Here is a 19,264-nt window from a genome sequence, read left to right as displayed (position 1 = left end):
GAACGGAGCATGTCCTTCCCGGATACAAAATTAACTTGGGTTCATCCTTCACTTGGGATACCTCGATATGAAACAGYGTTATTATATACAGGTACATGCTTATTTGAAGGTACAAACTGCTCCGAAGGACGCGGTACAACGTTCCCATTTGAAATGATTGGCGCTCCCTTCATTCAAGCGAAGCAATTGGCAGATGAGATGAACGCCAAACGAATGCCAGGTGTACATTTCCGTCCTGTTCATTTCAAGCCGGCCTCATCTAAGCATGTTGGCGAACGATGTGGCGGAGTACAAATATATATTACAGATATCCAAGTGATGAAGCCGTTAGATGTTGGCGTAACCTTATTATTTGCGATAAGAGATTTGTATGAGCAATTTTCATTCCTGCCTCCTGTGAAGGAGGGCTCACGCCCATTTATCGATTTGCTGGGCGGGGACAGCATGTATCGTACGGAAAATATTAGAGCAAAGCAGCTGCTTGAACAGTTCGCAGAGGAAAGCAAGCAATTTGCAGAAATGAAGCAGCAATATCATTTATATCGTTAGTGGATGGTGAGCAATTGATGAAAACAATAAAACAAATGAGCTTGCGTGAAAAGATCGGGCAAATGTTCGTCACAGGCTTCCCGTCAACTGAGATATCTCCTGAGCTGAAGGAAGTAATCGAGCAGTATAAAGTCGGCAATATTATATTATTTTCACATAATATCGAAGATAAATATCAATTAGGCGGGCTTGTAGCTGAGTTGCAGCAATGGTTCACGACACATACAGGCTTCCCAGGCTTTATTACGATTGACCAAGAAGGCGGTCGTGTTACTCGAATGCCCAAGGACGCGACAAATGTTGCTGGGGCAATGGCAATTGCTTCATCAGGCCGACCTGAAAATGCGTATGCAGCAGGTAGAATGACTGCCAGAGAATTAAAAGCATTAGGTATTAATTTCAATCTTGCGCCAGTGATGGACATTAACAATAATGCCTTGAACCCCGTTATCAACGTTCGTTCTTATGGGGATTCTGCCCAGAAGGTATCACAATATGGGATTGAAATGATGAAGGGATTACAGGGTGGAGGCGTAATGTCCTCGCTTAAGCATTTTCCAGGTCATGGTGATACAAATGTCGATTCGCATATTGGCTTGCCTACGATTGAAAAAACGGTAGAGGAATTAGAGCATCTTGAACTGCTGCCGTTTAAGGCTGCAATTGAGCAAGGTGCTCAAGCTATTATGAGCGCACATATTTTATTTCCGCAAATCGATAAGTCCGGGCTGCCGGGAACGATGTCTTATACGATTATTACAGAGCTATTAAAAGAAAAATTAGGATTTAAAGGTTTAGTTGTATCGGATTGTTTGGAAATGGATGCGATTAAACGCTATTATGGTACTGCAAAAGGAGCGTTAGGGGCCGTTAAAGCAGGTATTGATTTGATATTTATTAGTCATACGCCTAAAACGGTTAAAGAAGCGATTCATTTAATAGAAGAAGCTGTTGCAAACGGTGATTTGGATGAAGCGGTTATTGATGCAGCTGTTACAAAAATTTTAGCTTATAAAGCCCAATATGCAGTTATTGAGGAGCTAGATTACGAAATAGTTGGCTGCGATGTACATCGCCGTGCGAATGATCTGATGCGAACGGAAACGATCTGCCGCATTAACGGTGAGATTGATCCTATTCAAACAGGTGATGAGCAAGTATTATTTATGGGCTCCTACTCCTATCGCACCGATCTTGCATCCAGCAGTGTCAATCAAGATCTTAGCTTCCCGCAATATATGGGTGAGCATTTTCATGCAGCGTATGAGATTATCAGCATTGATCCGAGCGAGGAGCAGATCAAAGCTGCGCTGCAAAAGGCTGAAGGCTGCAAGCATGTTGTAATCGGCTTGTTCAATGCGCGTGAAAACAGAGGTCAACTTGCACTTGTACAGAAGCTGTTGGCAGCAGACTGTAAAGTAACGGCCATTACATTAGGCCGACCATATGATTTAACATTAATCGATGGTGAGTTCTGCGGAATTGCAGCATTTGAGTATTCATTAGATGCATTCAAATCACTTATTCCAATCTTAAATGGTGAGCTTACACCAACTGCCAACATTACGATTCAGCTTTAGGGGGATATGAGTATGGCATATATCGTTGGAGTTGATGGAGGCGGCACCAAGACAGCTGTCACAATTATCCATGACCAGGAAGATGCTTTATTAACCTTTACTGTAGGACCAATTAATTATAACGGCGGGGATGCTGATGCGATTGCTGTCTCCTTTGAGGAAATTTTTAATCGAACGAAGCTCTACTGCAGCAATTTAGAGGAAGTTACTCATATCTGTATAGGAGCAGCAGGCGTAAGCAATCCGACAGTCGTTCATTTTTTGGAGAAGCATGTGAGAGATAATGGTTACATAGGACCGTTAACGATTACAGGTGATCAAGAAACCGCATTATACGGAGCACAAAATGCGATGCAAGGCATTATTCTCATTGCCGGTACAGGGTCGATTTGCTTCGGGGTGAATGAAAAGGGAGAGCAGCATCGCACAGGAGGCTTTGGCCATCTCATTGATGACAAGGGAAGTGGCTATTGCATTGGGCGCAATCTCTTGTCCATTTTAGTTCAAGCAGAGGACGGAAGAATGACGGATACAATCATTCCAGCGCTAGTATACGAGCAGCTTGGGCTAAGCACTGTGAAAGAAATTATTGGCTTTGTTTATCATAAAAATACAACAAAAAAAGATATTGCGAAGCTCGCACCGATCATGACGACAGCATGCGAGAAAGGGGATGCGCAAGCGCTTGAGCTAGCGGAGCAATGTGCAGCCAGTCTATTTGAACTTGTGGTGCCTGTTATTGAGCGACTAGAGTTATATGAAAGTCCGATTGCCGTTGCAGGAAGTGTGCTGCAAAAATCTCGTTTTGTAAAAGATGCATTGGAACGAAAGCTTGCACGAACCTACCCGCAAACAAAGCTGATCTTGCCGATTAGGGATGCTGCCTATGGTGCTGTTTTGTTAGGAAGATCAAAAATGAAAAACGATTAGTAGTTAGCGTTATGCGAAATTAGGGTGTGTCATAAGTCCGAGCAGTTCTGGACTTGCGACACACCCCTTTTTATAAGCTATTAAGCAACATCAGTTGAAGGAAAATGACTTAAAATTTGTCGGTCAAATAAAACACGGCCTGCTGTTTCGGGAATAGAGCTTGCAAAATGTTTGCCTGTTCAGCACTATCCTTTGCTCTGCCTGCCGCATTATAGCCGAACATCAAATAAGTTATGAGATTACGTTCATCCACTTCTACCTCGACATAGGACTCAGCATGACTAACATCGGAAACGGAAAGCAGCTTCTGCTTGTAATCAAGATATATATGATCCTCTCCGCATTGAAGCGCTATGTACAGTTCTTGATCTGCCATCAAGTTATTAGTGTTAAGTCGATGTTCCAATTCAGGCCGAAGCTTTTGGAATGTAGAATGTAGATTGATCATTTTCCACATCGCCTGATTAATTGGAATGGATTGCGCTTGATGTTGTTGATAAAAGGAATATAGCTTATGATCCTCTGGCAGCATCGCTAATATTTGCTTTGCACTTGGGCGCAGCTGACATAAGGCATGAAATAAATGTTCAACACCGTCCACTGCCTCGTTCAAATACATGAATTCATTAATAAATACTTGTTCAGTATCCTTCTTTTCAATCATGCCATAAGCTACAATTTTTTTATTTCTGCGGAGCAGCAGACAGTCTGCTTTTTTCCATTCCGGCCAGTTTATTAGATCATTCCAGTATGATTCATTACGGACTACAGTATAGGTGCGATTCTGATTGAACTGTTCGTATATGAAACGGATATCATCAAGATAACGAGGCTCAAAAGGAACGATGTCATAGCTGCTTTGCTGCTCAAAGCTTGCTTGCTTTTCAATAGCGTAAGCAGTCTCGGGAATAAGTTCCCAGCCAACCTTTTCATAAAATGCATGCTTACTAGCCAGAAGTAAACTTATATCATAATTGGTTTCTTTCATGTAGTCTGTTTGTGCATGAAGAATTTTGTGCGTAAGGCCCATTCCACGATAATTTGGAGCTGTACCGACGCTGCCCATTGCACCAGTTTTCAAGATCGCTTGACCGACTCTAATAGAAAGAGGGAAAATTTGCACATTAGCAGCAATCTCACCGTCGACCATTGCGAACCATGTTGTCTCTGGATCATATGTGCTATCGAGGTCTAATCTTTCTTGGAAAAAAACTCGGCCTACTGAAAAGCATTCATCTAAAATATCGTAAATCTTTTCAAGCTGCTCTCTCGTTGGCTGGTTCGTTACGATGATGTTTTTGTCAGGTGCCGTCGTCATCTTTTATTTCCTCCTGCTTCGCAATGTTAGGTTAAATTAAATAGATTGAAAAAAGGGGCTAATTATATTAGAAATTATTATCTTAATAAAAATATTAATATTGAAAATAATTTTCGTCAATAAAAGAGCGTGAACATCATATGACAACGCTCCATGCGGTAATCTGGCTGAGAAGTCTCTGTGGCCACATCGTATAAAAATGAGAGACCCTTCAAGAGTTCATTGAACTTTTGGGAGGTCTCTCATTTTTTTGATAAATACCTTATTCTAATTCTTGGTCTAAAAAAGGTATTACTAAACGACGTACTTCATCTGTTGACGTCGTATCCATTAATTGAGTTCTTAGTTCGCTTGCGCCTCTAAATCCACGAACATAGATTTTGAAAAAGCGAAGAAGTGGTTTAAATGGACGTGGTTCGTTTTCTTTTGAATATTTATCGTGAAGATCTAGCTGTAAAAGCAGTAAGTTGAGAAAATCCTTCGCGCTATGTTCTTTAGGTTCTTTTTCAAAAGCAAACGGATTGGTGAAAATGCCGCGGCCAATCATGACACCATCAACGCCGTATTGTTCCACTAATTTGAGTCCCGTTGCGCGGTCAGGAATATCTCCATTAATGGTTAACAACGTATTTGGTGCAATTTCATCGCGTAATTTTTTTATTTCAGGAATGAGCTCCCAGTGCGCCTCTACTTTACTCATCTCTTTTTTTGTACGAAGGTGAATGGAAAGATTCGCAATATTTTGTTTCAATATATGCCCTAACCAATCGCGCCACTCGTCAATTTCAAAGTACCCTAATCTTGTTTTAACACTAACCGGCAATCCACCTGCTTTTGCTGCTTGAATAATTTCGGCTGCAAGTTCAGGATGCTGGATTAGTCCAGAACCCTTTCCATTGGATGCGACGTTTTGGACGGGGCATCCCATGTTTAAATCGATACCACGAAAGCCTAGTTTTTTCATATCAATACTCATCTGTTCAAAAAATGCAGGTTTATTGCCCCAAATATGAGCGACGATCGGTTGCTCATCTTCAGTGAATGTTAACCGGCCACGAGTACTGGCTCTACCTGCAGGGCTGCAATAACTATCTGTACTTGTGAATTCTGTAAAAAATACGTCGGGTTTCGCAGCTGTACTAACGACGTGACGAAATACAACATCTGTGACATCTTCCATTGGAGCTAATATAAAAAACGGCTTTGGTAAATCAAGCCAAAAGTTGTGTTCGTTACTCATAATATCTCCTCTTGTTGCAATATATAAAAATCGATAAAAGCCGTAGTTAAACTCTTTTACCCAACCTACATAATATCATTTTTTTTYGTTTGATGCACAGAATCGATTGTATGAGTGACAGACATATATTTKGTAACGGTCACCTATCACACATCAAAATTGATGTTGTTGAATTTGTATGAAGTACATCTTCGATCTGCACCATTCTCGCTATAATGATTTGACTAATATAAGAGAACAAACGCTAGTCCCGGAAATTGACCATATAGATGAATAAGGCATTGGAATAGTTGTAAGTTGGCGTGAGAGTGATATAGGTTTCTATCCCAGAAAGTTGAAGCTACTTGCTGCCATTCGTATTCGGCTATACGCTTCAAACCGTGCAACCTGTCGACCTGTTCCCGCATACCATGTACGTTGAGTGCTGTGTGTCGGTAGTGATTAAGTATTTGACTGGACATGCAAAAAAGGGAGCTGAGCAATTTTACTGTGAAGCTTGACATGCAATTAAATGGTTGCATATAATAAGGGCATGGACAAAGTATTTAAAGCACTTGCCGATGGAACTCGCAGAGAGTTACTCGACTTCTTGTTCGCTAATAACGGACAATCCTTAGGAGAACTTTGTAAACAAATGACTATGACTCGTCAAGCTGTTACGAAGCACCTTCAGCTGCTGGAAGAAGCAAACCTTGTTACTGTCGTTTGGCAAGGCCGTGAAAAGCTGCATTATCTTAATCCGATACCTATCGGGGAAATTTATCAACGCTGGATCGGCAAGTTTGAGAGTCACCGAATTGAGGCATTAAACACACTAAAGCAAGCCTTAGAGGAGGATTCTAACCATGAATAAGACTTCATTCGTTTATACGACTTACATCGCAACTACGCCCGAGAAGCTTTGGCAAGCCCTAACTAACAGTGAATTCACCAAGCAGTATTTTTTCGGTCGTGAAATCTTTTCAGATTGGCAAGTTGGCTCCAGCTTTAAATTGATGGATAAAGATAAGGTTGATCATCATGGTGAAGTTCTTGTATGTGAGCCGTATCGTCTACTCACAGTTACCTGGAGCATCAGAGACGTTGAAGGAGAGCGATTCTCTAAGGTTAGTTATGAATTATCACCCTTGAACTCTACTGTAAAACTGACGCTACGCCACGAGGATTTATTAGAGAAGGATATTCGCAAAGATGAAGGCAAGATGGAAGGATTTAATAATGGCTGGCCTGTCATTCTCAACAACTTAAAGAGCTTGCTCGAAACAGGCAACATCCTGCCAGCCTTTTAGTTTATCATTCTGTTACTGAAACAATTAGATCTAAAGTGAGGTGAGCAAGTTGGAGCCGAATCAAGCGAATTACTCGGTTAACCATGCAGGTACATTTTCGAATTTTGGAAACGTCACGGAAGGAATGCTAAAAGGGAAAGTCTTTCTAAAAGAATCCTTACAACTTACGAGCATGGAAGTTTCACTCAATAATCTGCCCCCAAAGGCGGAAGTCCCTTTCTATCACAAACACAAAGAAAATGAGGAACTCTACATCTTTCTTAAAGGACAAGGTCAATTTCAAGTGGACGGAAACGAATTTGATGTGTTCGAAGGAACCTCCGTTCGAATTGCTCCTGACGGAGTGAGGGCGTTGCAGAATACATCCGCTTCGGAAGATATGTATTTTATCGTTATTCAAGCCAAAGAGAATAGCCTTACCCAATGGGTGGAGACAGACGGAGTAATCCTGGAACAACCTGTCGAATGGATCATGCAATCTCTCAAAACAACCTAAGCATCACACTCCAGCGAATTGTGGATCTTCACCATGAAAGCCCCGCCCGCACTAGGACGGGGCTTTGTTATACCCTAATATTGTAGACGGATTGTAGACGAAAGAATTTTACAAGCTGAATATCCTGAAATGTCGTAGACGAGTTGTCTACAAGAATTCAATAGAATTATATAAACTACATATTTGTGGTTGTGTATCGCATACACGTAAAGAGGTAAATACATATGGTAGATTCAGAAATATAATAATCAAAAGACAGTTGAGAAGTGAGCCACTGACTCCACACATGTGGAGTGTCTAATATTGATAATTCTGAAATAATAAATGAGATGTAACAGATTCGCTCAATTACATTGCTTTAATGATTGCTTACACGTAGGACACGGGCAGCAGTTCATTATCTCTTGTTTTTATGCTCAAGACAATGATAAGATATTACGGGAACGTATGTTTGTTTTTGTTAGTGTTCTAACAGATCGGGGGAACAGACGTGGTTGAAATTGTTGAAAAAGAGCAATTTTCGGTGATTGGAAAATTAGGAAAGGGGATTGCTGATGAAGCTCCCCAATGGATACCAGCATTATGGCAACAAGCAAATAGTAACTTTATTGAGATAAGCAACCTCGCCATCCATCATCAGGTGCAAGCAGCTTCCGTTTGTTTCGATAAGGAGCTGATGCGTACATGATTCAAATGACGAACCGCCAGGCACGGCAGTTTCTGTTATTGAAGCACGGGCTGTTGGGCGAATATCAATTTGCTGGAAAGCAGGGAGTATTGGATTTTGTGCGGCAGGTCGGTTGTATTCAATACGATCCCATCGATGTTTGCGGAAAAAACGCCGAACTGGTGTTGCAGTCGCGTATCAGAGGATTTACCAAGAACATGCTCGACGAGTTACTGTATAAAGATAGATTCTTGGTAGATTATCCCGACAAAAATTTGGCTATTATCCCTGTCGAGAACTGGCCCTACTTTGAGYGGTACAGGCAGGCTGCAAGGCAACATGCTAAGCTCTATCCCGAAATGGAAGCGTTGGTAGAACAAGTTCTGGCTCACATCCAAAATCACGGTGTGCTAAGTTCGAATGATCTAAAATTGGAAGGAAATTTCACTTGGCAATCGGTCATCCACTGGAGCAGCGGAAACAATTCATCCCGGTCGGTTCTAGAGCAGATGTACTCGACAGGCGATTTGATTATCCATCACAAAAAAGGAACGCGTAAATATTACGATATCGCCGGTAAGTACATACAGCCAAATCTGCTGAATGCGCCGGAGCCGTTGAAGGGCGAGCTTGAGCATTATAAGTGGCGGGTACTGCGTCGAATCGGAGCTGTTGGCCTTTTATGGAATCGCGCATCCGATGCCTGGCTGAACATATGGGGATTGAAAGCGGAGCAGCGCAACGAGGTTTTCCGCCAGCTGTTGCACGAAGCTCGCATTGTTGCGGTTGCCGTGGAACAAATGAAGGATACACTGTACTGCTGTGCGGAGGATTTACCGCTTATTGCAGCCGTCCTGCAAAATCCGACGCCGAAATTGCGCTGCGAGCTGATTGCCCCACTAGATAATTTCATATGGGACAGAAAACTGATCAAAGAATTATTTGGGTTCGATTACACTTGGGAGATTTATACGCCTGCAATCAAACGGGAATTCGGCTATTATGTGCTGCCTCTATTATACGGAGAAAGCCTCATCGGACGAGCCGAGGTAATCGCGGAGCGAAAAGCCGGGACGCTTGTTGTTAAAAATATATGGTACGAGAACGGCATAAAGCCAACAAAGCAATTGCGAACAGCCTTAAATAATTGTTTCCAAAATTTTGCATTATTCAACGGATGCAAGACGATTTCGACGGAGTCTTTGAACTGATATTTTCAGTTCTCTGGTACCATTTGCCGACGAGTTTCCGCGTAATACGAAGTTGAGAAGATTGTGGTGTCAAAGGATAGCACAATTAAGTTATATTATCGTTTTGCAGGTACGTCAGAAATTCTCGAACGGCTCGCTTGATGGTCATTCATGTAAAGTTATGCCGACCGTTTGGCGGTTTTATATCTGGGAAATTGTGCAACGCTCAGCAGTCCTTACATGTTGAGTATGTGGCTTGGTTGGAACTGGAAATGTAGATCTATATGTTCCCGCATGCGGGCATGTAGAAGTTGTTTGTTCCTTAATTTATAGGAATTTCGAGTCAGTGAATAGGGTAGTTGGGGACGTAAATATATTTTTACGTCCTTATTTTGTTATCCAATTGATTGGAGCTTCTCGTAGAATTGGTAATCTCGTCGTTAATCTTTTTTGTTTTACATGCTTTAGTGCTGTGATTGAAAAAGTAGTACCGTTCTTTGCTAGCTTATAGCTTATAGGATTTAATGAATTGAAATGTATATTCAATATAAGTGTTTTTAAAGTTAAGTGACTCGAATAACATTCCCGAAAAAATCATTCTTCAATCCATTCCACTAACATTCTCCGATATTCAACCATTCGCTAATTAGAAAAGGACTTGCTCATTATTTGAGAAATACATTTAAGAGCGGGAGCCGTCCATTCAAGACTCATATAGATATATCTGTTTTTAACAGATTACCCAAAATAAAGAACTGTTGAAATCATAACATGTGGAGCTACTGTCTTAATCGTTCGAAGTCGTGGACCCTTTAGAAAATGTGCCCTATCCCCCAAAAATGTTAGAGATGACTTTTTGATATAGAACATAGGAGGATTACATGTCCTAGAGCAAAATGAAGAAACAGCTTGAGCGTTTTTTCTGTCCTGCGTTATATGGAGATCATCATTGTAAGATATTCTGAATCTGAGCTTCATGTTTACAAATTTCTTGACGCTGCTAAATGTTGTGAGATAGTATTAAAACATACTAGTCATACTAGTCATATCATTTTCGCTTTTTTACGTAATATTATCGTTTTGTCTGCGAGGCTGTCACTTTTACCAAATGAAGGTCATGTACCAGTATCCAATCGCTTGAAGTGAAAGGATATGAARGAGGTGATTGTAACCAAGGAAACCGAACAAAGCCGACCAGAAAAGTAACGGGTCTCGTTACCACCACTACAATATACGGCTGAGTAGGTCTATCGCAAATGGAGGTAAGATTTATTGCGGAAAAAAAGTTAAAATTGAAGGAGACTAAAGCATGAAATCTTGTAAGCGCTTTATTTCATTGTTTCTAGTTGTAATTATGTCACTTACCTTAGTTGATATGAATTTAGTGTTTGCTGATGAGAATATGCCTAATAATAATGAAATCATAAAAACTAACTACACCACAGCGGCGAATGGCGAGGCGAATCGTACGACATCAAATGTAATTACACTGGTCTTTGAAGAACCGGTACTGGGATTAGCGGAGAGCGACATTACCATCTCAGCTGGTACCGCTAGTGTAACCAAAGGAACGTTGACTGTGGTGGACGAGTCGAAAGGCACTCAATATAATCTCGGAATTAGCGGGGTTACTATTGAAGGCACCGTCAATCTTAAGATTACCAAGGACGGTGTGGACGACGTGGAAAAGATCGTTGAAATCCATAGAAACCCGATCATCTTTAACGTGGCAAATGTTGGCGGTACAGCGTTTGTGAGGAACAGCGCTGCCATAAGACTGACCTTCAATGCAGCTGTATCAGACCTTTCGGCAGATGATATCATTCTCAGCGCTGGCACCCCCGCCGCAGTATCTAACTACGCTTCCTCTTTAGCGGAGAAGGGATCTTTGACGAAAGTAAGCGAGAATGTATACGAACTTGCACTCAGCAGCATTACAAGAACGGGTACGCTCGGTGTCCAGATCGATAAAATTGGAATAGAAGCCAATCAGAAGAATGTGATTATTAACGCAAAGGTCGATAAGACGGCTTTACAACCTACACCGCCCCGCGATATTTTCCCACAGGATATTACCTCTTTGCCCAAGTCACCGGGACTTAACGATCTATTTAAGTTTCTAGACCCCACTAGCGGCACAACGGGCCGAGTAGAAACCGACGAAGATTGGTTCGAACGCAGGCAAGAACTCAAAGACCTGATTCAGTACTACTATTATGGCAGAAAGTACCCGACGACTAAGAGCGCCATCACAGTGAATGCCCAGACTAACCAAGTCAATGTCACTATAAAAGACAACGAAAGAACCGTGACTGCGAGTCTTGGCAATGTCACCGTACCTACGGGCACAGCGCCTGAGGGAGGCTGGCCAGTTATCATCGCCTTTGGTTTCGGCCAGTCAGCCATGGCGATCCAAAACGGCTACGCTGTAATCAGTGTCTCCAACTGGGGAGCTAGCAGAAACGGAGACTACTATAAGCTGTACCCATTTAACCCCTACGAGTATGATTTCAATACGGGTTCCATAATGACGGCGGCATGGACTGTCTCCCGAATCATTGACGCAATGGAGATTAGCGCCGAAGCTCATGAAGGTATAAATCAATGGAATATCAACCCATATAAGTCGATTACAACAGGCGTTTCTATAAACGGTAAATATGCTCTGATGTCGGCAGCCATGGACGAACGTGTCGGTGCGGCAGCGCCTGTAGATAGCGGACAGTCTGGTGTATCCAGCTTCCGTTACACCGCTGAAGGCAAATTATTTAACTACAACGTACCGTTCGACCGGATTTATCGCAGGAACCAGAAAGGACTCAATAGCATCCAGTACTCTGGCGAATCATTCTGGATGGGTCTTGGAACAGCGGCTGGATTCCACCAACAGACGGACATGGATTATATGCCGTTCGATTCACATGCCGTTGAGGCACTGATGGCACCGAGACCGCTTATCGCATTTGTCGCAGATAATAACTTTGATTGGACGACTCCACCTTCCTCTGTTATGGCGATGAGTGCAGCTAAAGAAGTCTATGAGTTTCTAGATAGTGACAATATTGCTGTACGTGTGCGCGACGGCGCTCACGCCATCCAGGACAGAGACGTGCCGTTTATGATTGCTATTATGGACAAGGCATTCAGTAATAAGCCGCTGGAAGTTAAGGATCTCTACCCAAAAAGCGACCCGCCAAGCTATGGAATAGGGACTTACGACAAAATCTCTGATATGACGATTTCTCCTTACGATGTCGACAGCTCCTACATCCGTTGGTCCCGCCCAGGCAAGTACACGCTGTGGACCGAAAATGAGATTGTCACCGAAGGCATTCCTGCGACAATCAAGGTTCACTCTGACGATGCGAAGGTTAAACTAACGATACTTGACGGAAATAACAAGCCGACGAAGGACACGTGGACAGCCGATGTTGTCAACGGAACAGCTGTGTTTAATTTAACGGATGAGCAAGTTAAGATCGGGCGTTACGAAATTACGACCGTTGGTACTGCTAAGGACAGCAAGACTGTATACTTCCAAGGCATCGACTTAGCAACAGGACTGCGCCACGGCACCGCTAGAAATGATAATGGTGCGGCTGTAATGTATGGCTTTACCAGCAAAATCAATAAGGATCTGGTAGAAGTCTACGCCGATGGCACCAAGCTGACACAATCTTTGCAGGAGGATACTGAACAGGCTTGGATTATCAATTACGGCGTAACGACGAACCCTAATGAGAATAACCGCATACTGAATAATGCTTTTAATGTCATCACACTGAAAAAGTTGCAGATGGAGGCTATGCCAGGCAGCACGTTTGAGATCTCGATCGACAAATCTAAGCTGGCGAACAATCAGGAAACGGTCAGCTGGAACGCATCAGCAGCCGTTCAGAAGACAGGTCCTCAGCCGAACTGGCCGCCGTATCCGAACAGCCTGAAGGACGATGGAAACCGTCCTTTACTCACGGCGACGACGACTGAATTTAATGCTGAAATTGCTTTCAGTTTGAATAACATGGTGGATCTGACTGCCAGCGATACGCTCGAGATTACATTTGATGAGCCTATGAACAAAGGCGATTTTGGCATCGGCTTTGATTTCTCAGACGACTTTACGCTTAAGTGGGCTGAGGATAACAAATCAGTTGAAGTGACATTTAACAGTGTCACAAAAAATAAAGGCGAAGTATGCAACATATACATCATGCGTCTGAGAGATGCCGCTGGCAATATGATTGCGGCTCCTATACACCATTCATTCACCCTCATGCCAAATTCGGATGTCATTTACTATGAGGGTTTTGAAAGCGGCAACACGCTTCAACTAAACGGTGATGCGACAGTTAGTCGGACGCAGGAATACGCTGCCGCAGGTACTAGCAGTCTGAGCGTCGCTCCGACTGTTGCGAACAACTACAGCGGGGTTGCCCTTCGCAATACCTTGCCTACGATGCCGATGTTGCCAGGCGGCAAGTATAAGCTGACAGCTAAGGCACTTAGTGCGAAAGACGCCACATTGGGCATACGCGTAGAAACCAAAGATAGCGGAAACAACGATACTTACGGCACCGTTGGGAAAACCAAGGTAAATCTGGCAGCTGGCCAGTGGGCGGATGTAGCATTGGAATTCACTGTACCCGCAGACCATAAGTCTGTTAGCGCTATTGTATTTCACAACGACGCACAAATGACAGATTTCACCTTCTATTTAGATGAGGTAAAGCTGCAACTCATAAGCCCGCCTGCGCCAGTGGAGGAGCCAGAGACCAAGGAGTTGTTGCGTTTCGACTTCGACAATAAAGCGGAGCAAGGAAGCCTCTTAACGTCAGCTGCATCCTCAAAGATTGAGTGGATCAATGAAACTGGTGCTGGGAAGAGCGACGATAGCGCTTTTAAGGTTACACATGTACCTGATACAAGCTATACCAGCGCAGACAACGCTGTTCGGCTGACTCTTGCTGAGCCGCTTCCTGCCGGAGGAGTTTATAATATCTCGGCATGGTTCTATGCCCCAGCTGTCGGTAACGAAGGCAAAGGTATGCTTACTGGCCCTGGACTGGTACTTAATCAGGATTACGCCAATAGCGCAAACAAACTTCCAAGTAATCCAGGCAATCTGYCGATCGGTCAATGGAAAGAGGTAAACGTTCTAACGCTGTTAATGGAGAGACCGTTGGAATCAATCGATTTCCGTTTAGTTACTAACGATGCAGCTGCTCATGCTGATGTGTGGTACATTGACCAGATTGTGATCAGCCAAGTTGGCGATCTGAAGGAGATTCCTAAGTGGGATCTGACATTATCTTCAATCGCAGATACCTATAAGGATTATTTCCTAATCGGTAACGTCATGAGTCCTAGTCAGACGACTGATGCCGAGAATACGGCCATGTATAAGCATCATTACAACGTCATGACGCCTGAGAATGATATGAAGCCGCAGTATTTAAGCTCTGCTAATGGCGTGTACAACTACGGTAATGCCGACATTCTAGTGAACTGGGCTCAGGCGAACAATATCAAGGTTCATGGTCATACGCTCGTCTGGCATTCCCAGTCGGCTCTTTGGCTGACTACGGGCGAAGGAAACAAACCACTTGCTCGTGCAGAAGCCAAGGCGAACATGGAACAGTATATCAGCAATGTTGCTGGACACTACAAGGACAAAGTTGTATCTTGGGATGTCGTAAACGAGGCTTTTAACGGCGGATCGGGCATTCCTACGGACTGGAAAACGGTTCTGCGTAAGGATTCCCCTTGGTACATGGCTTATGAGAACGGCGCTGATAAAAGCAAGGGAGAAAGCGGCGCAGACTATATCTACGATGCGTTTGTGTTCGCGCGTTTGGCTGATCCGGGTGCTACTTTGTATTACAACGACTATAACGAGAATGAGCCTTGGAAACGGGAAGGTATGGCGCTGATGGCCGAAGACCTTAACGAGAAGTGGAAAACGGACGATCGCAATAAAGAGCCTGGACGTTTGCTAGTGGAAGGCATCGGCATGCAGGCGCATTACTGGATCCAGAGCTTGAATACAGAGACCGTGGAAGCAAGTATTGCTCGTTTTGTTCAAGCAGGCGTGAAGGTTAGCATCACCGAGCTGGATATCCCGTCAACTGGCACGCTCACGAAGGAAGAGGAGACTTTACAGGCTGAGCTATATGCGAAGCTATTCGTTATTTTCAAGAAGTATGCGAGCAGCATCGAACGCGTTACCTTCTGGGGCAAGGCGGATTCCCAGAGCTGGCGTGCTTCGGGAAGCCCTCTGCTCTTTGATAAGGCGTTGGTAGCCAAGCCGGCATACTATGCGGTTATCAATCCAGAAGGTTATCTGAACCTTGATCCAAGCCCTGCTGCACCGACTGGTGTCTCTGCGAAAGCGAAGAGCAGCAGCGAGATTGAGGTCAGCTGGACAGCTTCGGAGAACGCAACGGGATACAACGTTTATCGTTCCGCTTCTGTTGATGGCAGTTACAGCAAAGTCAACATGCAGCTGATTACTGAAAGCAAGTTCCAAAATAGTGGCTTGTCGGCATCAACTACTTATTACTACAAGGTTGCAGCTGTCAATGATGCTGGAGAATCCGTACTATCCGAAGTAACGCAAGCAACGACTAATAGCAATAGCACTAACCCGAATACCACGCCAACATCACCGACGGATCAAACTCCTGTTAAACCTGGTGAAGTGATGGCAGAAGTGGATTCGAGCGGTAACGCTAAAGCTCTAGTCAAAGCCGATGATGTGAAGAAGGCGTTGCCTGAAGCGAAGGCTGGAACGATGAAGCTATTCGTTCTTGGTACCGAGAATGCCAAACTGATTACAGTATCCATACCAGTTGATCAAGTGAATGCAGCCAAAGAAGCAGGCATTAAACGTATTGAGATTTCTTTCGGGCTCGTATCTGTACAGTTGCCTGTATCGTTATTCGAAGGTGCCGCCGGCAAAATCAGTATTGAATTGAGTGTTGCCAAGGTGGATAACAGCACGCTGCCAGAAGCAGCACGCACTTTAGTAGGTTCGAATACGGTCTATGACTTCAACTTAAGTGTTGACGGTCAGAAGATTGCTGATTTCGGTCAAGGCAAGCAGGTGAAGGTTGAAATACCTTACACGCTGAAGCCTGGAGAGAGCACGGATCAAATCGTGATCTATTACTTGTCGGATGATGGCAAACTTGAAATCATCAAGAATGGCCGTTATAACAAGGATACTGGCACGGTGGAATTTAATGCGAAGCATTTTAGCAAATATGCTGCCATCGCTAGTCCAGTTAAATTCAGCGATTCTAAAGCAATCGCATGGGCGAGTGACAGTATTGATGGATTGGCTGCACGCGGAATCGTAAACGGTGTGACAAAGGATTCGTTCGCACCAGGCCATTCAGTTACACGAGCTGAATTCATCCAAATGTTAATGCTAACGCTTGACCTGAAACAACCGAACGCAACAAGTACATTCTCAGATGTTAAGCAAGGTGCGTGGTATTACGACTCGGTTGCTACGGCTCAGCAGCTTGGTATCGTGTCCGGTCTGACTGATGGTTCTTTCGGTATTAACAACAAGATTACTCGTCAAGAGATGGCTGCAATGGCATATCGAGCGATTCAGAAAGCRGGAATCACGATGAATGATGAGAAAGCGGCAGCAGCCTTCAATGACGAACTAGCTATTGCAAGCTACGCTAAAGAAGCGGTGGAAGCTATGCATAAAGCTGGCATCATCAATGGTGTCGGCAATGACAAGTTCGATCCAAAAGGAACGGCTACTCGCGCCCAAGCGGTAGTCATCCTGTATCAATTGTTAATAAAGTCTCTGTAATATCTAATTAGTAATGAAACAAGTAGAGCGCCCTGTAGAATATATGGTCTGCAGGGCGCATTACTTGAATTGAAAAGTAAATATCTTAAGAGTTGAATCGCTTTTAGGACATCATAGGGTGCTTAAAAAGGTTGAGGATGAACTCAGTTTGTGACGAATTGACTGTCTCAAATAAAGTGAAAATAGGAGCTGTTCCTAAAGTAGATCTATCTACGATTGGAGCAGCTCCTATTTTTTTGATGTTGCTTAGGCAGAAAGATATCCTCCCCTTATCAAACCTATAGCTTACGAACCCAGCAGATCTTATTTGTACCATTTATAATGAATTACAATTGTAACGAACCCCAGAATCGTTATTTCGAGCAAAGTAGCTCATGAAACCCTGTAACTCGTGATATAACGTTAATTAGATTCGTTAAATTAAAAATAAATCAGTTTTCAACATAATAAGCATTATACAGTTCGTTGGAGAAATGATCATGGAAGGTTATGCGCACTATTGATTTTTGAAAGTATAGTTAAACGTAATTTTTCAAAATCAATATTTTGAAAATTGGACATTACGATACTTACTGAATAGTCCCTGCCCAAAATTCGGTTTGTAATTTCCCAAAATGAACGGCTTCCTCGCTCGCTAGCCCAGATTCCAAGTTTATTGACTCCACTTTCGGAAAAGCACTCTACTCTGTATATATCGTTCATTAGGATAACTTTGTGTCCAAATAACCATTTGTATTCGAGAGATTCATTGGTGATTTTTAAATAAGGTTTTTTAAATAAAGCCATAGCAAGCCATATGTATCCGAAAAAAATGGCGAACGCTAGAAACAAAATGTTTACTATGGTTTTTTCTTTACTATCTCCTGGTATCATGATGAAGCTAATAAACACGACTAGTATAAAGCTATATAGAATGTGGAGCGACCACTTCAGTTTAGACTCTTGGTGCAGAGGTAAGGAATATAGGCCGTTTTTCTTCAATAATGAACCCTCCACATTACTTTCCTCCCGCTTCCGTTATTAAGATTAGTCTAATCATTTTTGTGATTGACTTCAATAACATAATGAATGTTGCAATTGTATCCTGTTTGCCAAAGCTTGGCAGCCTCTATAATAAGAACACAACATTGAAAGCGCATACATTAAATTTCTATGCTTCAACATTCAGGTGAAGGAGGAGAATGTATGAAACGAAGGTTTTACAGTTTGACGCTTGTTGCGGCATTGTTAATGACTATTTTTGGAGTGAATGGGGGATCTGTGCCGCAGGTCAGCGCAGCACCTGCATTTGCGAAAGGTGCGGACATTAGCTGGGTAGCCGGCATGGAGGCGCAAGGGTATGCGTGGAAGGACAAAAACGGCGTAACTAGGGACATTATTCAAATTTTGAAGCAGGATTACCAAATCAACTCCGTACGTATTCGAGTATTCGTCAATCCTTCTTCGAACTATGGCAACGGCTATATGAATAAAGATCGCGCTGCAACCTTGGCGAAGCGGGCGAAGGATGCTGGGATGAGCGTCATGCTTACATTGCACTACAGCGATTCGTGGGCGGACCCCGGAAAACAGACTAAGCCCGCTGCTTGGGCAAGCTATTCGTTCCAGCAGCTGATGGATGCTGTTTGGAATCATACGCGCGAGGTAATGACAGCTATGCAAAGCAAAGGTGTCACGCCCGATTGGGTGCAAATCGGCAACGAAACGAACGATGGCATGCTCTGGAATGACGGTAAAGCATCCTTAAACATGCAAAACTACGCTTGGCTTATTAATACAGGCAACAATGCGGTCAAATCTATTAGTACAGCTACAAAAACGATTGTCCATTTATCCAACGGCTATGACAACAGTTTATTTGTTTGGAACATCGGCGGATTGATCGCTAACGGAGCGACCTTCGATATTATCGGGATGTCTCTTTATCCTACCAGTGCAGATTGGTCGACTAAGGTTACGCAAACGGTCAGCAACTCCAACAATATGATTTCGCGCTATGGCAAGCCGGTTATGATTACCGAAATTGGTATGGATTATAACCAGCCTGCCGCTGCCAAAAGCTTTGTCGCTGATATAAAGACAAAAATACGCAATATTGGAGGTGGAAAAGGGCTTGGCGTGTTTTATTGGGAACCGGAAGCGACCCCTGGTTATAACGGAGGTTATAATAAGGG

The 19,264-nt window shown here is 43.3% G+C and carries 13 protein-coding genes; 10 read left to right on the top strand and 3 right to left on the bottom strand.

Translation table 11 applies throughout. The features are described from left to right. The 3 genes from AC1DSE_RS13810 to AC1DSE_RS13800 form a co-directional block, all read left to right on the top strand. Positions 1–549 (top strand): DUF1343 domain-containing protein (locus AC1DSE_RS13810; protein WP_477527787.1); only part of this gene is annotated, 549 nt, incomplete at its 5' end. 17 nt (positions 550–566) lie between these two features. After that, positions 567–2,129, top strand: a complete 1,563-nt coding sequence (locus tag AC1DSE_RS13805; protein ID WP_477510284.1) for a glycoside hydrolase family 3 protein — start codon at positions 567–569, stop codon at positions 2,127–2,129. A gap of 12 nt (positions 2,130–2,141) precedes the next feature. Beyond that, positions 2,142–3,059 carry an N-acetylglucosamine kinase gene (locus tag AC1DSE_RS13800; protein ID WP_477510283.1) on the top strand — a complete coding sequence of 306 codons (918 nt, stop codon included), beginning with the start codon at positions 2,142–2,144 and terminating at the stop codon, positions 3,057–3,059. 109 nt (positions 3,060–3,168) lie between these two features. Here AC1DSE_RS13800 and AC1DSE_RS13795 read toward each other — a convergent pair whose 3' ends face one another. Continuing rightward, a complete protein-coding gene (locus AC1DSE_RS13795; protein WP_441877282.1) occupies positions 3,169–4,377 on the bottom strand; it encodes a GNAT family N-acetyltransferase in 1,209 nt (402 codons plus the stop codon). A gap of 262 nt (positions 4,378–4,639) precedes the next feature. After that, positions 4,640–5,617, bottom strand: a complete 978-nt coding sequence (locus AC1DSE_RS13790; RefSeq protein ID WP_477510281.1) for a tRNA dihydrouridine synthase — start codon at positions 5,615–5,617, stop codon at positions 4,640–4,642. Positions 5,618–6,149: 532 nt separating this feature from the next. Between AC1DSE_RS13790 and AC1DSE_RS13785 the strand changes: the two genes are divergently transcribed. The 6 genes from AC1DSE_RS13785 (at position 6,150) to AC1DSE_RS13760 (ending at position 17,090) form a co-directional block, all read left to right on the top strand. Continuing rightward, on the top strand, positions 6,150–6,470 hold the full coding sequence (locus tag AC1DSE_RS13785; RefSeq protein WP_076269793.1) for an ArsR/SmtB family transcription factor: 321 nt from the start codon (positions 6,150–6,152) through the stop codon (positions 6,468–6,470). Next, positions 6,463–6,906 (top strand): SRPBCC family protein, encoded by a 444-nt coding sequence (locus AC1DSE_RS13780; protein WP_076269679.1) that lies wholly within the window; start codon positions 6,463–6,465, stop codon positions 6,904–6,906. Before AC1DSE_RS13785 ends, AC1DSE_RS13780 begins: the two co-directional genes overlap by 8 nt. A 49-nt stretch (positions 6,907–6,955) precedes the next feature. Continuing rightward, positions 6,956–7,402: a cupin domain-containing protein gene (locus AC1DSE_RS13775; RefSeq protein ID WP_477510280.1), complete on the top strand. Its 447-nt coding sequence runs from the start codon at positions 6,956–6,958 to the stop codon at positions 7,400–7,402. 490 nt (positions 7,403–7,892) lie between these two features. Then, on the top strand, positions 7,893–8,090 hold the full coding sequence (locus tag AC1DSE_RS13770) for a hypothetical protein (protein ID WP_076269681.1): 198 nt from the start codon (positions 7,893–7,895) through the stop codon (positions 8,088–8,090). Continuing rightward, on the top strand, positions 8,087–9,280 hold the full coding sequence (locus tag AC1DSE_RS13765) for a winged helix-turn-helix domain-containing protein (RefSeq protein ID WP_477527786.1): 1,194 nt from the start codon (positions 8,087–8,089) through the stop codon (positions 9,278–9,280). Before AC1DSE_RS13770 ends, AC1DSE_RS13765 begins: the two co-directional genes overlap by 4 nt. Positions 9,281–10,568: 1,288 nt before the next feature. Then, entirely contained in the window at positions 10,569–17,090 is a 6,522-nt protein-coding gene (locus AC1DSE_RS13760; RefSeq protein ID WP_477527785.1) for an endo-1,4-beta-xylanase, read from the top strand. A 477-nt stretch (positions 17,091–17,567) separates the two neighbouring features. Here the strand turns inward: AC1DSE_RS13760 and AC1DSE_RS13755 are convergent, their stop codons facing one another. Then, positions 17,568–18,086 (bottom strand): hypothetical protein, encoded by a 519-nt coding sequence (locus AC1DSE_RS13755; protein ID WP_477510277.1) that lies wholly within the window; start codon positions 18,084–18,086, stop codon positions 17,568–17,570. Between the two features lie 234 nt (positions 18,087–18,320). Between AC1DSE_RS13755 and AC1DSE_RS13750 the strand changes: the two genes are divergently transcribed. Then, on the top strand, positions 18,321–19,264 hold a 944-nt coding region (locus tag AC1DSE_RS13750; RefSeq protein WP_477527788.1), incomplete at its 3' end, for a glycoside hydrolase family 53 protein.

Source organism: Paenibacillus sp. 01L418 (assembly GCF_056400045.1).
Note: the sequence above shows the minus strand (reverse complement) of the source record. Positions and strands in the feature narration are given on the sequence as shown.

What these genes read in the sequence shown, in the direction of transcription:
- AC1DSE_RS13805 (WP_477510284.1), top strand. Translation starts at nt 567, where the DNA reads ATGAAAACAATAAAACAAATGAGCTTGCGTGAAAAGATCGGGCAAATG.
- AC1DSE_RS13800 (WP_477510283.1), top strand. Translation starts at nt 2,142, where the DNA reads ATGGCATATATCGTTGGAGTTGATGGAGGCGGCACCAAGACAGCTGTC.
- AC1DSE_RS13795 (WP_441877282.1), bottom strand. Translation starts at nt 4,377, where the DNA reads ATGACGACGGCACCTGACAAAAACATCATCGTAACGAACCAGCCAACG.
- AC1DSE_RS13790 (WP_477510281.1), bottom strand. Translation starts at nt 5,617, where the DNA reads ATGAGTAACGAACACAACTTTTGGCTTGATTTACCAAAGCCGTTTTTT.
- AC1DSE_RS13785 (WP_076269793.1), top strand. Translation starts at nt 6,150, where the DNA reads ATGGACAAAGTATTTAAAGCACTTGCCGATGGAACTCGCAGAGAGTTA.
- AC1DSE_RS13780 (WP_076269679.1), top strand. Translation starts at nt 6,463, where the DNA reads ATGAATAAGACTTCATTCGTTTATACGACTTACATCGCAACTACGCCC.